At 70.3% G+C, this 13,534-nt stretch carries 13 protein-coding genes and 1 riboswitch; of the genes, 10 read left to right on the top strand and 3 right to left on the bottom strand.

From position 1 onward, the window contains the following. Positions 1-207 precede the first annotated feature (207 nt). Positions 208-618 carry a Fur family transcriptional regulator gene (locus ACFWP7_RS22840; protein WP_384383769.1) on the top strand — a complete coding sequence of 137 codons (411 nt, stop codon included), beginning with the start codon at positions 208-210 and terminating at the stop codon, positions 616-618. A 12-nt stretch (positions 619-630) separates the two neighbouring features. Here ACFWP7_RS22840 and ACFWP7_RS22835 read toward each other — a convergent pair whose 3' ends face one another. Then, positions 631-1,398, bottom strand: coding sequence for an AraC family transcriptional regulator (locus tag ACFWP7_RS22835; protein ID WP_384383766.1), 768 nt, complete (start codon positions 1,396-1,398; stop codon positions 631-633). A gap of 191 nt (positions 1,399-1,589) precedes the next feature. Between ACFWP7_RS22835 and ACFWP7_RS22830 the strand changes: the two genes are divergently transcribed. The 4 genes from ACFWP7_RS22830 to ACFWP7_RS22815 all read left to right on the top strand — a co-directional run bounded on the left by ACFWP7_RS22830 (position 1,590) and on the right by ACFWP7_RS22815 (position 5,280). Beyond that, a complete protein-coding gene (locus ACFWP7_RS22830) occupies positions 1,590-2,162 on the top strand; it encodes a class I SAM-dependent methyltransferase (protein ID WP_384383764.1) in 573 nt (190 codons plus the stop codon). Between the two features lie 75 nt (positions 2,163-2,237). Continuing rightward, positions 2,238-2,319: riboswitch (cobalamin riboswitch) on the top strand. Positions 2,320-2,444: 125 nt separating this feature from the next. Further along, positions 2,445-3,482, top strand: a complete 1,038-nt coding sequence (locus tag ACFWP7_RS22825; protein WP_384383761.1) for a FecCD family ABC transporter permease — start codon at positions 2,445-2,447, stop codon at positions 3,480-3,482. 3 nt (positions 3,483-3,485) lie between these two features. After that, positions 3,486-4,253: an ABC transporter ATP-binding protein gene (locus ACFWP7_RS22820; protein ID WP_384383758.1), complete on the top strand. Its 768-nt coding sequence runs from the start codon at positions 3,486-3,488 to the stop codon at positions 4,251-4,253. Between the two features lie 13 nt (positions 4,254-4,266). Beyond that, positions 4,267-5,280: an ABC transporter substrate-binding protein gene (locus ACFWP7_RS22815; RefSeq protein ID WP_384383755.1), complete on the top strand. Its 1,014-nt coding sequence runs from the start codon at positions 4,267-4,269 to the stop codon at positions 5,278-5,280. 7 nt (positions 5,281-5,287) lie between these two features. Here ACFWP7_RS22815 and ACFWP7_RS22810 read toward each other — a convergent pair whose 3' ends face one another. After that, a complete protein-coding gene (locus ACFWP7_RS22810) occupies positions 5,288-5,722 on the bottom strand; it encodes a protein-tyrosine phosphatase family protein (RefSeq protein WP_384383753.1) in 435 nt (144 codons plus the stop codon). A 5-nt stretch (positions 5,723-5,727) separates the two neighbouring features. Beyond that, positions 5,728-6,504, bottom strand: coding sequence for a FadR/GntR family transcriptional regulator (locus tag ACFWP7_RS22805; RefSeq protein ID WP_384383967.1), 777 nt, complete (start codon positions 6,502-6,504; stop codon positions 5,728-5,730). Positions 6,505-6,739: 235 nt separating this feature from the next. On the opposite strand from ACFWP7_RS22805, the gene ACFWP7_RS22800 reads away from it, so the two are divergent. The 5 genes from ACFWP7_RS22800 to ACFWP7_RS22780 all read left to right on the top strand — a co-directional run bounded on the left by ACFWP7_RS22800 (position 6,740) and on the right by ACFWP7_RS22780 (position 13,530). Next, entirely contained in the window at positions 6,740-8,368 is a 1,629-nt protein-coding gene (locus ACFWP7_RS22800; RefSeq protein WP_384383750.1) for an ABC transporter substrate-binding protein, read from the top strand. An 18-nt stretch (positions 8,369-8,386) separates the two neighbouring features. Further along, positions 8,387-9,346, top strand: coding sequence for an ABC transporter permease (locus ACFWP7_RS22795; protein WP_384383747.1), 960 nt, complete (start codon positions 8,387-8,389; stop codon positions 9,344-9,346). Continuing rightward, positions 9,346-11,337 carry a dipeptide/oligopeptide/nickel ABC transporter permease/ATP-binding protein gene (locus ACFWP7_RS22790; RefSeq protein ID WP_384383744.1) on the top strand — a complete coding sequence of 664 codons (1,992 nt, stop codon included), beginning with the start codon at positions 9,346-9,348 and terminating at the stop codon, positions 11,335-11,337. Before ACFWP7_RS22795 ends, ACFWP7_RS22790 begins: the two co-directional genes overlap by 1 nt. Before the next feature lie 157 nt (positions 11,338-11,494). Continuing rightward, positions 11,495-12,598 (top strand): oligopeptide/dipeptide ABC transporter ATP-binding protein, encoded by a 1,104-nt coding sequence (locus ACFWP7_RS22785; RefSeq protein WP_384383742.1) that lies wholly within the window; start codon positions 11,495-11,497, stop codon positions 12,596-12,598. Next, entirely contained in the window at positions 12,595-13,530 is a 936-nt protein-coding gene (locus ACFWP7_RS22780) for a dihydrodipicolinate synthase family protein (RefSeq protein WP_384383739.1), read from the top strand. Before ACFWP7_RS22785 ends, ACFWP7_RS22780 begins: the two co-directional genes overlap by 4 nt. The last annotated feature ends 4 nt before the right edge of the window (positions 13,531-13,534 follow it).

The following is a 13,534-nucleotide window of genomic DNA, read 5'->3' as shown; positions in this document are numbered from 1 at the left end:
GATGGATCGCCTCGAAGCCGAGGTGGTCCCGTCACGTCTCTGTCTCATGTCGTACTGGAGTCTTCCTGTCCCTTGGCTATCGCCGGAACCGATCCTACGATGGACCGAGTCCAAGTCAAGAAGCGGGCCAAGCCCATATCCAACCGGGACCCGGACGTCCACCGGTAAACTCCGGGCATCCCACTGAACCTGAATAGGTGAACCGATATGAGTGACCTGCTGGAGCGACTGCGAGGACGTGGCTGGCGGATGACCTCCCAGCGACGTGTCGTTGCGGAGGTCCTCGACGGCGAGCATGTACACCTCACGGCCGACGAGGTGCACGCCCGCGCGGCACAGCGGCTGCCGGAGATCTCCCGGGCGACCGTCTACAACGCCCTGGGCGAGCTGGTCTCCCTCGGTGAGGTCCTCGAGGTCTCCACCGACGGCCGCGCCAAGCGCTACGACCCGAACGCCCACCACCCCCACCAGCACCTGGTGTGTTCCAACTGCGGCACCATCCGCGACGTCCACCCGGCCGGAAACCCACTGGCCGACCTCCCGGCCGAGGAGCGCTTCGGCTTCACGGTCTCCGAGGTCGAGGTCACCTACCGCGGCCTGTGCCCGGCCTGCGCCTAGCGTGCCTTGTCATCAGGGCTGGGCAGGGAAGTACTGGCGCGGTGTGACGCCCGTGATCCGGTGGAAGGCCGCGACGAAGGAACTGGCTGAGGCGTAGCCGACGTGGCGCGCGACGGTCTCCAGAGTCAGGCCGTCGGCGAGCAGGGGCATCGCGGCCCGCATCCGCAGTTGTTCCCGCCACTGGGCGAAAGCCAGGCCCGTGTCGGCGACGAAGAGGCGGGCCAGCGTACGGGCGCTCGCGCCGACCTCCTCCCCCCAGGCGAACAGCGGGCGCCCGTCGGACGGATCGGCGGTCAGGGCCCGGGCCACGGCACGGGTGCGCGGGTCCCGGGGCTCGGTCACCACGATGCTCGTCACGGGGACGGGGCTCAGCACGTCCAGGAGTACGGCCTCCGCGCGGGACCGGGCCTCCGGGGCGATGTCCGTGCGCACCAGGTGGTCGATGAGGGCGCGTTGCAGCGGCCCGACCGCCACCACCGTCGGCTCCGTCCAGGCGATCTGCGGGCAGCTCGCGGGATCGACGTACGGGCTGCGCATCACCGCGTCGCCCTCCGATCCGGTCGAATGCGGCAGCCCGGCCGGGATCCACAGGGCGAGCGAGGGAGGCAGCAGCCAGGAGCCCTTTTCGCTGCCGACGCGCAGCAATCCCTTTGCCGACCAGGCCAGTTGGTGGAAGGAGTGCCAGTGCGTGGTGAAGGCGGTGCCTCGCGGCATGGTGAAGTGCCCGACGAAGATCGCGGTGGCGGACGTGGGCGACGGCCTCCCGGTCCCCGGCGGCACAGACGACTGCCTCCCGGTCCCCGGCGTCACAGACGACGGCCCCTTCCGCGATGTCACAGGCGGCTGCCCGTCCCGCGGCACCCCCGACAGCTGCCCCTTCCGCGACACCCCGGGCCCCTGTCCGTTCCGCGACATGGAACGGCAGCCTAGCCCGTGGCGGACAGGCCGCGGCGGCCTCTAGCGTCGGGTGCATGCCGATGAACCGAGCCCACCGCAGGCTGTGCAGCTCCGAGGGATGGGCGCAGACCACGAAGGACCGCATTCTGCCCTGGGCCCTGGAGGGCGTGGAGCTGGGCGAGGACGTACTGGAGATCGGGCCGGGCTACGGGGCCAATCTGCGCGTACTCGTCGAAGAGGTTCCGCACCTGACCGCCGTGGAGATCGACGGGGACACCGCGCGGCTCCTCCAGGACGGGTGGGGCGAGCGCGCCCGCATCCTGCACGCCGACGGCGCGGCCACGACGCTGCCCGACACCTCGTACGACTCCGTCGTCTGCTTCACGATGCTCCACCATGTCCCCACGGCCGAGCACCAGGACCGGATCTTCGCCGAGGCCTTCCGTGTGCTGCGTCCAGGCGGCACCTTCGCGGGCAGCGACAGCCAACTGAGCCTGCCTTTCCGGATCCTGCACTTCCGCGACACGATGAACACGCTGGACCCGCGCACCCTGCCCGCGCGCCTGACCGGGGCCGGCTTCACCGGCGTATCGGTGGACCTGCACCCGAAGAGCGGCAGCCTGCGCTTCCGTGCCACCCGCCCCTGAGCAGCCGAACCGGCGCCCCTGCCACGGCCGGCATCGGCCCATCGCCCGTTTGTTACGCTCGGGGCGCGTCCCGTGGGGGAAGCCGGTGAGAGTCCGGCGCTGACCCGCAACGGTAAGCGTGGCAGGCCGCCCGGCCGTCGCGTGAGCCCGATTACCCACGGGGTGGCATGTGACCCGATGACGCTCGCCGCGGACTGCGAGAGGGGAGCGCACGGTCGTGCCGTGCCGCCCACCCCCCTGCTTGTGTTCACGAGGCGGCCCGAGGCTTAGGACCCGCCGCTCGTGCGCCGAATACCCGTCGTGCCGCTGGTCGTTGGGCTGGCGCTGTTGCTGTGTCTGTCGCTGCTCTGCGGGGTCGGGCTGGGCGCTTCGGGGATCGGGTGGGGGCAGGTACTGCGGTTCTTGTGGGCCGGGGTGACCGGCGGCGGTATCGCCCCCGGTGACGTCGCCCCGTACACCATCGTCTGGGAGATCCGGCTGCCTCGTGCGATGCTCGCCGCCGTCGTCGGCGCCGGGCTCGCGGCCGTCGGCGTCGCCGTGCAGGCCATGGTGCGCAATGCGCTCGCCGACCCGTTCGTGCTCGGGATCTCCTCCGGCGCGGCCGTGGGTGCCAACGCGGTCATCCTGCTCGGGCTGTTCGCCGGGCTCGGGGTGTGGGCCCTGTCCGTCGCCGCCTTCGGGTCGGCGCTGGCAGCCATGGCGCTCGTCTACGCGGTGGCCAGGTCACCGCTCGGGCTCACACCCCTGCGCCTGGTGCTGACCGGGACGGCACTGGCGTACGGCTTCGAGGCCCTCACCACCGTCATGGTCTTCGGCGCGGCCCGCGGTGAGGCCGCCCGGTCGGCCATGATGTGGCTCCTTGGCAGCCTCGGCGGCGCGACCTGGGAGAAGGTGCCGCTCGCCGCCGTGGTGGCGCTCGCGGGGTGGGCCTGGCTGCTGCGGCGGGCCGGGTCTCTCAACGCCCTCGCCATGGGGGACGAGACCGCCGCCGCGCTCGGTGTGCGGCCCGAGCGGTTGCGCCGGGAGCTGTTCCTGGTCACGGCCGCCGTGACCGGGTGTGTGGTCGCCGTCAGCGGAGCCATCGGGTTCGTCGGACTGATGGTGCCGCATGTCGTACGGATGCTCGTCGGCGCCGATCACCGGCGGGTGCTGGTGGTGGCGCCGCTCGCCGGAGCAGTCCTGCTCGTATGGGCCGATGTGCTGTCCCGGCTACTGCTCGCGCCGTCCGAACTGCCGGTCGGCGTGATCACCGCCGTGGTCGGAGTGCCCGCCTTCCTGCTGCTGATGCGGCGCGGCGGCTACGCGTTCGGAGGGCACTGACCGATGCGGCTCGATGTGGAGGGTGTGTCGGTCGACGCCGGTGCGGTCCGGCTCGTGGACGACATTCGACTGAGCGTGAACAGTGGGGACTTCGTCGGACTCGTCGGGCCCAACGGGAGCGGCAAGTCGACACTGTTGCGGTGCGTGTACCGGGCCTTGCGGCCGGCGGGCGGGGTGGTGCGGCTCGACGGGGACGACGTGCACGCGATGGACCCGCGGGCCACCGCCCGGCTGCTCGCCGCGCTGCCGCAGGAGTCGTCGTCCGAGTTCGACTTCACCGTCGCCGAGGTGGTCGGCATGGGGCGGCTGCCGCATCAGGGGCGTACCGCCAAGGAGGACCGGGCGATCTGCGCCGACGCCATGGCCCGTACCGGAGTCGCGCATCTCGCCGAACGCGGCTTCCTCGCGCTCTCCGGCGGCGAGAAGCAGCGCGTCCTGATCGCGCGGGCACTCACCCAGCAGCCGCGCGTGCTGGTGCTGGACGAGCCGACCAACCACCTCGACATCGCCCACCAGTTGGACGTGCTGTCCCTGGTCCGGGGCAGTGGCCTGACCGTGCTGGCCGCCCTGCACGACCTCAACCTCGCCGCCGCCCACTGCGACCTGCTGTACGTGATCGACGGGGGCCGTGTCGTCGCGTCGGGCCCGCCGCACGACGTGCTCCAACCAGCGCTGCTGGCCGAGGTGTTCGGGGTCCGCGCCCATCCCGTGCGGCATCCGGAGACCGGCGCCGTGCAGTTGCTCTTCGACCTTCTCCCCTCGGCCCGATAAAGGAACTCCTCGTATGCGCAAGCCCGTTGCAGCCGCCGCCGTGTGCCTCGCCACTCTCGCCACCGGATGCGGCGCCCAGGTCGAGACAGCTGAGTCGAAACCCGCGTCGTCGGCCGTCACCCTCACCAACTGCGGTCAGAAGGTGATGTACGAGAAGGTCCCCGAACGTGTCGTCACGAACGACGTCGGTATCACCGAGATCATGTTCGCGCTGGGCCTGGAGGACCGCATGGCCGGGTTCGCCATGCCCGACGACAAGGGCGATCTGACCGGCGTGCCCTGGAAGGACGGCTACGACGAGGTGAAGTGGCTGTCCAAGCAGCAGCTCACCCAGGAGAACGTCCTCGACGCCCGCGCCGACCTGGTCTTCGCCGGCTGGAACTACGGCTTCCGCGAGGACAGCGGCTTCACCCCGGACGCCCTCAAGAAGCTCGGCGTCCCCTCGTACATCCTCACCGAGTCCTGCCGCAACGGCCGTACCGATTCCTCGCGCGGCATCATGCCGCCGCTGGACGCCCTGTACGCCGACCTCACCAACCTCGGGAAGCTCTTCGGCGTCGAGAAGCGGGCGGCCACGCTGGTCGCGGACTTCAAGAAGGAGGTCACCGCCGTGCAGGCCGAGGCACCGACGGGCGCGGACCGGCCGAAGGTCTTCCTCTACGACAGCGGCCAGGACCAGCCCTTCACCTCCGGCCGGTACGCCGCCCCCGAGGAGATCATCAGCAAGGCGGGCGGCGTGAACATCACGCACGACCTCAACGACTCCTGGACGACGGTGGGTTGGGAGACCGTCGTCGAGCGGGACCCGGATGTCATCGTGATCTGCGACTACGGGGACGTCAGCGCCGAGGAGAAGCGCAAGTTCCTTCTCTCGTACGCGCCATTGAGGAACGTCTCCGCCGTCAAGAACAAGCGGATCTTCGTCCTCGACTACGTCGACCTCGTCGAGAGCCCGCGCAACCCGTCGGCCATCGCCCGCCTGGGCGCCTACGTACGGACGGTGGCGGAAACCGACGCCGCTTCGTAGTCCCCGCTCAGGCGGCAAAGTGCCGTACGTACCTCCGCTGCCACGGTGTCTCCACCGCGTGCCGGTCGTAGTGGCGGCGTACGAAGTCCACGGCCCCCTCCGGCGGTACCCCGTCGAGGACGGCCAGGCAGGCCAGGGCGGTGCCCGTGCGGCCCCGGCCACCGCCACAGGCGAGCTCGACGCGGTCGGCAGGGGTCCGGCGCCAGGCCTCGGCGAGGAGTTCGACCGCACGGGCCCGGTCGGCGGGCAGCCGGAAGTCCGGCCAGCGCAACCAGTGGGTCTCCCAGGGGACTTCGGGCGGCTGCTTGCCGAGGAGATACACGGCGTACGTCGGTGGAGGGCCGTCAGGTGGCAGCGGGCGGCGCAGGGCGCGGCCTCGGACCAGGCGGCCGGAGGGGAGGCGCAGGACGCCCGCGCCGTTCGGGTCCCAGGTCTCGGTCACGAGACTCAACCTACCCCGCGTGACTCCTGCGCCGCCCGCGCCTCGATGCCGCGGAAGTGGACCGTCATCGCCCGCTGCGCGCCTTCGACGTCGTGGGCGCGCAGGGCGGTGACGATGTCGCGATGGCGGCGGACGGTGACCTCGGGTGCCGGGTCGTCGGTCCAGCCGCGGATGCCGGAGACGCGGCGGAAGACGGTCCAGAAGGCGCCGAGGAGCTGGGGGACGAGGGCGTTGCCCAGGGAGGCGTAAAGCAACTCGTGGAATTCGCGGTCGAGTTCGGCGAAGGGGCCGCCTTCCCGGCCGGGAATGTCCGTCGGGCCCGCGCTCTCCGTCCCGCCCGCGATCTCCATCCTCGCCACGATCGATTCGAGCCGGTCCAGCTCGGTTTCGGAGAGCGTGCCCGCGACCCGGCGGATCAGCCCCTCCTCCAGCACCTCGCGGACCTGGAGTATCTCGGCCAGCGCGCTCGCGTCGTCGACGGGCCGGGCGAGTGTCCGGAAGGTCAGGCCGTCCACCAGCGGGGTCAGCGACGCCTCGCCGACGTAGGTGCCGTAGCCGTGCCTTATGTCGACTATGTCGAGGGCCTGGAGCGCCTTGAGGGCCTCGCGGACGGAGTTACGGCTGACGCCGAGGTCCTCCATCAGCTCCGTCTCGGTCGGCAGGGGCGCACCGGCCCGGAGTCCGCGGTCGAGGATCAGCTGCATCACCTCGCGCTGTATCTGGCCGCCCAGCCGACGCTCGGGTCTGCGCCGGTTACCGGTCTCCTCGGGCATGCGCCGCATCGTACGCTCGCTGGACATCCGACGTCCCACCTCCAGAATGAAGAAACGTCAATCAGTCATTGACCAGTCGTCAATTAGGCCTATTTCTCTGTGCCATTGGTCGCACCTTTGGAACATACGCCATTCGTGTGTGTTCCCTTGACCCTCCTTACGCCCCCTCTTATGGTCACGCTGCCCCCTATGACGTAGGACGTCGTATCTCCCACTCACTGGACCACTCCTCACTGGAGGAACCGTGCGCGACGTGACCCCCACTCCGGCGCTGCACCGCCGGTCGTTCCTGAAGTACACCGGCGCGCTGGGCGCGGCCGCCGCCGTCTCGTCGTCGCTGTCGGCGTGCTCGTGGGGGCCGGAGTCCACGAACGACACCGGTGGCGGAGGCAGCGGCGGGAACGGCACGCTGACCGCCGTCATCGGCTACGGGAACGACGGCAGCTGGGATCCGACGCAGACGGCGTCCGCCTTTTCCATGGCCGCCAACAACCACATCTACGAGGGCCTGCTCGACACGGACCCGATCTCCCGCGAGCCGTACGCCGCACTCGCCACCCAGGTGCCCGCCGACCTCACCGGCACCTCCTGGAAGTTCGAACTGCGGCCGGGCGCCAGGTTCCACGACGGGAAGCCCGTCACCGCCGACGACGTGGTGTTCGTGTTCGACCGGATCCTCGATCCGAAGACGCAGACGCTCGGCAAGGGCTTCTTCGCGAGCTGGCTGCGGGAGGTCAGGAAGATCGACGCGATGAACGTCGAGCTGCTGCTCAAGTTCCCCTTCCCCGAAGGGGTTTCGCGGCTCACCCTCGCGAAGGTCATGCCGAAGCACGTCTTCTCCCTGCCGGGCGCCTGGGACGACGCGATCAGGGGCAAGGCGATCGGTTCGGGACCGTACCGGCAGACCGCCCACCACCCGAAGTCCAACACCACCTTCGAGGCCTTCGCCGACTACAACGGCCCGCGCAGGGCGGCCTTCAAGAAGATGAACTGGCTGACGATGGTGGACGCCGCACCGCGCGTCGCCAAGATCTCGGGGGCCAGCGCCGGAGCGCCGATCGCCGACAACATTCCGTACGCCAACATCCAGCAGCTCACGAAGGGCGGGATGACCGTCGAGGGCGGCGCGGGGATGAACAACCTCTTCCTGATGTTCAACACCCGGCGCAAGCCCTTCGACGATGTGCGGGTGCGGCAGGCGCTGCACTACGCCATCGACACCGACAAGATGGTCCAGGTCGCGCTCAAGGGGCACGGCAGGCCGTCGAGTTCGTTCCTCAACGAGGGCAACCCGAGCTACCGGCCGGCGAAGACCGTGTACGCGTACGACCCGGAGAAGGCGAAGCAGCTCCTGGCGGAGGCCGGGGTCAAGGGGCTGAAGGTCGACATCATGGCGGTCAACGTCAGTTGGATCGTCGACTGCCTTCCGACGATCAAGGCGTCCTGGGACGCGATCGGCGTCAGGACGACGCTCGACCCGCAGGAGACCACGGCCGTCTTCACCAAGATGGACCAGAAGCAGGACTACCAGGTGGTCGCCGCGGCCTCGAACCCCAACCAGTTCGGCCTCGACGCCGACCTGATCATGCACTACAACTACGGCCCGCAGAACCTGTGGATGGGCTACGCCCGCTGGGCCGACAACTCCGTCGCCAAGAAGCTCTTCAAGGACATGGACCAGGCGACGCGGGAGCCGGACGCCACCCGGAAGAAGACGATGATCCAGGACTACATCGACGTCGTCGCCGAACAGGCCGTGCTCTATCCGGTCGTGCACAACGAGCTGATGACCGCCTGGGACCCGAAGAAGCTCACCGGGATAAGGGCTCAGCCGTACCCCGGGATCAACCTCCTGCAAGCCAAGTGGGCGTAGACCGGAGGTAGTCAGCACGTGGTCACCGTCGTCAGAATCCTGCTCCGCCGCATCGCCCTGCTCGTGCCGCTGATGCTCGGAATCGTCTTGTTCGTGTTCATCGTGATGCGGTTCTCGGACGTCGATCCGGCGTCGGCGTTCTTCCAGGGCGCCAATCCGACTCCGCAGCAGCTGAACGACTTCCGGCAGCGGAACGGGCTCCTCGATCCGTTCCCGGTCCGCTACTTCTCCTTCCTCGGTGACCTGCTGCACGGCGACCTGGGCACCAGCGCGCTGACCAGGGAGCCGGTACTCCAACAGATCACCACCGCGCTGCCACTCACACTCCAGCTCACCTTCCTGGGGCTCGGCGTCGCCGTGGTGCTCGCGCTGCTCGGCGGGGTCACCGCCGCGATCTACCGCGACCGGCTGCCCGACCAGATCATCCGCGTCGTCTCGCTGACCGGTGTCGCGGCGCCCGGCTTCTGGCTGGCGCTGCTGATGATCCAGTACCTGGCCGTCGACCTGGGCTGGTTCCCGACCGGCGGCTACATCAACCCGGGTGACTCGCTGACCGGCTGGCTCAAGACGATGACGCTGCCCGCGCTGGCGCTGTCGCTGCCGGTCGCCGCGCAGCTCACCCGGATCGTGCGCACGTCGGTGGTCGAGGAGCTCGACAAGGACTACGTGCGGACGGCGATCGGCAGCGGCCTGCCGCCGCACGTCGTGGTCGGCCGCAACGTCCTGCGCAACGCCCTGATGAACCCGCTCACCGTGCTCGGACTGCGCGTGGGCTATCTGCTCGGCGGGGCGGTCGTCATCGAGACGATCTTCTCGCTGCCCGGCATGGGGAAGCTGATGATCGACGCCGTGAAGAACGGTGACCCGGCGGTCGTGCAGGGTGTCGTCCTGACCACGGCCACCGGATTCGTCGTCGTGAACCTCGCCATCGACATCCTGTATCTGCTGGTCAACCCGAGGCTGAGGGAGGCGACCTGATGTTCACGCCGTTCCATCGCACACGTCTCACCGAGGTCCTGTCCCGCCCCGGCATCCGGCTGCGCGGCTGGCGCCGGCTGCCCCTGCTGTCCAAGATCGCCGTGTGCTTCCTGGCCCTGGTGGTGCTGGTCGCGGTGTTCGCGCCGCTGCTCGCCCCGGACGACCCGCTCGACCAGCAGACACCGGTCGGCGGCACCGGCGCCCCGTCCGCCAGCCACTGGATGGGGCAGGACAGCCTCGGCCGGGACATCATGAGCCGCCTGATGTACGGCGCACGCTGGTCCCTCGCCATCGGCCTGGGCGCCACCGCGCTCGCCCTCGTCGTGGGAGCGCTCCTCGGCGCGGTCGCCGCGACCTCGCGCAAGGCGGTCGACGAGACGCTGATGCGCTGCCTGGACGTGGTCATGGCGTTCCCGGGCATCGCGCTGGCCGCCGTCCTGGTCGCCGTGTTCGGCGGCGGGATCACGGTGCTGATCTGCGCGATCGCCTTCCTGTTCACGCCGTCGGTCGCCAGGGTCGTACGGGCGAACGTCCTCGCCCAGTACGGCGAGGACTACGTCACCGCCGAGCACGTCATCGGCGCCCGCACCCCGCACATCGTCATCAAGCACGTGGCTGTCAACTGCGCCGCGCCGATCCTGGTGTTCTGCACCGTGCAGGTCGCCGAGGCCATCGTCTTCGAGGCCTCGCTGTCCTTCATCGGCGCGGGCGTCCGGCCCCCGGACCCGTCCTGGGGCAGCGTCATCGCGGACGGCAAGAACATGGTGCTGACCGGAGGCTGGTGGGCCACGGTCTTCCCGGGCCTGCTGATGCTGGTCACCGTACTGTCGCTGAACATCCTCTCCGAGGGCGTCTCGGACGCGTGGGCCGCACCCGCCGCGCGAGACGTGCCGGCACGAGAGGCGAAGGACCGTCTTGAGGCCCCCGAGCCCGGCAGCGGCAAGGTCCTGGACCTGCCGGGGCTCTCGGAGGCCGCCGGGCGGCTGCGCAGCCGGGCCCGCCCCCTTCCCGAGGGTGCCCTGCCCGTTCTGGCCGTCGAGAACCTGGCCATCGGCTTCGATGCCCGCCACGGGGGTGTGGACATCGTCGACGGCATCAGTTTCGAGGTGCGGCCGGGTGAGGTACTCGGGCTGGTGGGCGAGTCCGGCTGCGGCAAGTCGCTGACGGCGCTGACGGTGATGGGCCTGGAGCCGAAGGGCGCCCGGGTCCGGGGCCATGTGCGTTTCAACCAGCGGCAGTTGGTCGGCGAGCCGATGCGCGTGCGGCGCAAGCTGCTCGGCCACGAGATGGCGATGATCTACCAGGACGCGCTGTCGTCCCTGAACCCGGCGATGACGATCAGGTCGCAGCTGAAACAGGTCGTACGACGGGGCGGCCGACGCACTCCCGCCGAGCTCCTCGAACTGGTCGGCCTCGACCCCGAACGCACCCTGCGCAGCTACCCCCACGAGCTCTCCGGCGGCCAGCGCCAGCGCGTCCTGATCGCCATGGCGCTGTCCCGCGACCCCAAGCTGATCGTCGCCGACGAACCGACGACGGCCCTCGACGTGACCGTCCAGGCGCAGGTCATGGAGCTGCTGCTGCGACTGCGCGCCGAGCTGGACTTCGCGCTGATCCTCGTCTCGCACGACCTGGCGTTGATCTCGGCGGTCACCGACCGGGTGGTCGTCATGTACGGCGGCCAGATCGTCGAGGTCGGCGTGACCGCCGACCTGGTGGAGGAACCGGCCCACCACTACACGCGCGGCCTCCTGGGCAGCGTCCTGTCACTGGAGACGGCGGCCGAACGGATGACGCAGATCAAGGGCGTCGTCCCCTCCCCCGCGGACTTCCCGGCGGGCTGCCGCTTCGCCGACCGCTGCCCGATGGCGAGCGAACGGTGCCGCGACACCCCGCCCGACCTACTGGGCAGCCGCTACCACCTGGCGGCCTGCCACCACCCGGCGATCGACCTGACGCCGGATCCGACCGAAAGCGAGGTGGTGAATTGAACGCGCAGGCTGGGGAAGCGGGGTCGTCGGTGAACGCGCCGGCTGAGAAAGACGGGGCCGTACGAGGCCACGCCGACTGGGGGAAGCGCGGGCGCCGTACGGTGACGCGGAGCCGCCGTACGGTGATCACGCCGACTGGCGAAGACGGGACCGTACGGTGAACGCGCCGACCCTCGAAGGCGAGGCCCCCGCGACGAACGCCCTGCTCTCGCTCTCCGACGTTCACGTCGTCCACAAGGCCCGCACCGGCGGGCTGTTCTCGCGCGACCGGGTGTACGCCCTCACCGGCGCCGACCTCACCATCGCGCCCGGCGAGACGGTCGGCGTCGTCGGCGAGTCCGGCTGCGGCAAGTCGACGCTCGCCAAGGTGCTGGTGGGGGTGCAGCAGCCGACGTACGGGACGGTGACGTTCGGTGGCCGGGACCTGTGGTCGCTGAGCCCCGCCGAGCGGCGCAAGGCCGTCGGCAGCAGCACCGGCATGATCTTCCAGGACCCGTCCACCGCCCTGAACCGGCGCCTGACGATCCGGCGGATCCTGCGGGACCCGCTGGACGTCCACAAGCGCGGTACGCCGGCCCAGCGCGAGGAGCGGGTCAAGGAGCTGATGGAGCTGGTCGGCCTGCCCCGCGTGCTGGCCGACGGCCTGCCGGGGCAGCTCTCCGGCGGCCAGCGCCAGCGCGTGGCCATCGCCCGCGCACTGGCCCTGGACCCCGACCTCGTCGTGGCCGACGAACCGACGAGCGCCCTGGACGTGTCGGTCCGCGCCCAGATCCTGAACCTCCTCCTGGACCTGAAGGAGCGCCTGGGCCTGGCCCTCGTCTTCGTCTCGCACGACATCCAGACGGTCCGCAGGATGAGCGACCGGGTGATCACGATGTACCTCGGCCGGATCGTCGAGGAGTCCCCGGCCCACGAGGTCACCGACAGCTCCCGGCACCCGTACACCCGGGCCCTCTTCTCGGCCACGCCCGGCCTCCTCGACCCCATCGACCCGATCCCCCTGGTGGGCCCCGTCCCCTCGGCGACCCGTCCGCCGTCCGGCTGCCCGTTCCGTACCCGGTGCTGGAAGGCGGACGAGGTGTGCGCGGGTGGCATGCCGGACTTCACGGCCGCGTCACGCCCCGATCACCGCTACCGGTGCCACCATCCTGTGGAGGAGGGCCAGTCCACGCGCGACCTGGTCGCGCAGGCGCTGTCCGCCTCGCCGGCCGCCGTCATGGCCGACGTCCCGTTCGAGCACCATCCCAGGGAGCCCTCATGACGATCCCCGCCCCGCTGACCGGTGTCGTTCCGCCCGTCTGCACGCCTCTGACACCGGCCCGCGAGGTGGACGTCCCCTCGCTCATCCGGCTCGTGGACCATCTGGTGGAGGGCGGGGTGCACGGTCTGTTCGTGCTCGGTTCGTCGGCCGAGGCCGCGTACCTCACGGACGCGCACCGGCGGCTCGTCGTCTCCACGGTCGTCTCGCACGTCGGCGGACAGCTTCCCGTCCTTGCCGGGGCGATCGACATGACAACTCCGCGCGTACTCGACCACATCGGGTACGCGACCGCGGCGGGCGCCGACGCGGTCGTCGTGACCGCCCCCTTCTACACCCGTACCCATCCCGCCGAGATCGCCCGCCACTTCCGCGTCCTCGCCGCGCGGTCCTCCGTGCCCGTCTTCGCGTACGACATGCCGGTGTCCGTCCACACCAAGCTGAGCCCGGAGCTCGTCCTCGAACTCGCCGCCGACGGCGCCCTCGCCGGCCTGAAGGACTCCAGCGGCGATCTCGCCGACTTCCGCTCCGTCGTCATGGGCGCCCGCTCGCACCCCGGCATCACCGGTTTCAGCGTCCTCACCGGCTCCGAACTCGTCGTCGACTCCGCGCTCGCGCTCGGGGCGGACGGGGTCGTGCCCGGGCTGGCGAACGTCGACCCCGAGGGGTACGTACGGCTGTACCAGCTCTGCCGGGACGGCGACTGGGGGCGGGCTCGGGCCGAGCAGGAGCGGTTGTGTGCGTTGTTCGGGATCGTGGGGGTCGGCGATCCCGCCCGGATGGGGGGTAGTTCCGCCGGGCTCGGAGCCTTCAAGGCGGGGCTGTACCTACGGGGGATCATCGACTGCCCGGTCACGGCGGAGCCGCAGGTCGCGTTGTCGGAGGGGGAGATCGAGCGGGTGGGGAAGTACCTGGCGACGGCGGGGTTGCTGTAGGGTT

This window comes from Streptomyces sp. NPDC058470 (genome assembly GCF_042721055.1).
In the GTDB taxonomy this organism is placed as follows: domain Bacteria; phylum Actinomycetota; class Actinomycetes; order Streptomycetales; family Streptomycetaceae; genus Streptomyces.
Note: the sequence above shows the minus strand (reverse complement) of the source record. Positions and strands in the feature narration are given on the sequence as shown.

What these genes read in the sequence shown, in the direction of transcription:
- ACFWP7_RS22830 (WP_384383764.1), top strand. Translation starts at nt 1,590, where the DNA reads ATGCCGATGAACCGAGCCCACCGCAGGCTGTGCAGCTCCGAGGGATGG.
- ACFWP7_RS22820 (WP_384383758.1), top strand. Translation starts at nt 3,486, where the DNA reads ATGCGGCTCGATGTGGAGGGTGTGTCGGTCGACGCCGGTGCGGTCCGG.
- ACFWP7_RS22815 (WP_384383755.1), top strand. Translation starts at nt 4,267, where the DNA reads ATGCGCAAGCCCGTTGCAGCCGCCGCCGTGTGCCTCGCCACTCTCGCC.
- ACFWP7_RS22790 (WP_384383744.1), top strand. Translation starts at nt 9,346, where the DNA reads ATGTTCACGCCGTTCCATCGCACACGTCTCACCGAGGTCCTGTCCCGC.
- ACFWP7_RS22780 (WP_384383739.1), top strand. Translation starts at nt 12,595, where the DNA reads ATGACGATCCCCGCCCCGCTGACCGGTGTCGTTCCGCCCGTCTGCACG.
- ACFWP7_RS22840 (WP_384383769.1), top strand. Translation starts at nt 208, where the DNA reads ATGAGTGACCTGCTGGAGCGACTGCGAGGACGTGGCTGGCGGATGACC.
- ACFWP7_RS22805 (WP_384383967.1), bottom strand. Translation starts at nt 6,504, where the DNA reads ATGCGGCGCATGCCCGAGGAGACCGGTAACCGGCGCAGACCCGAGCGT.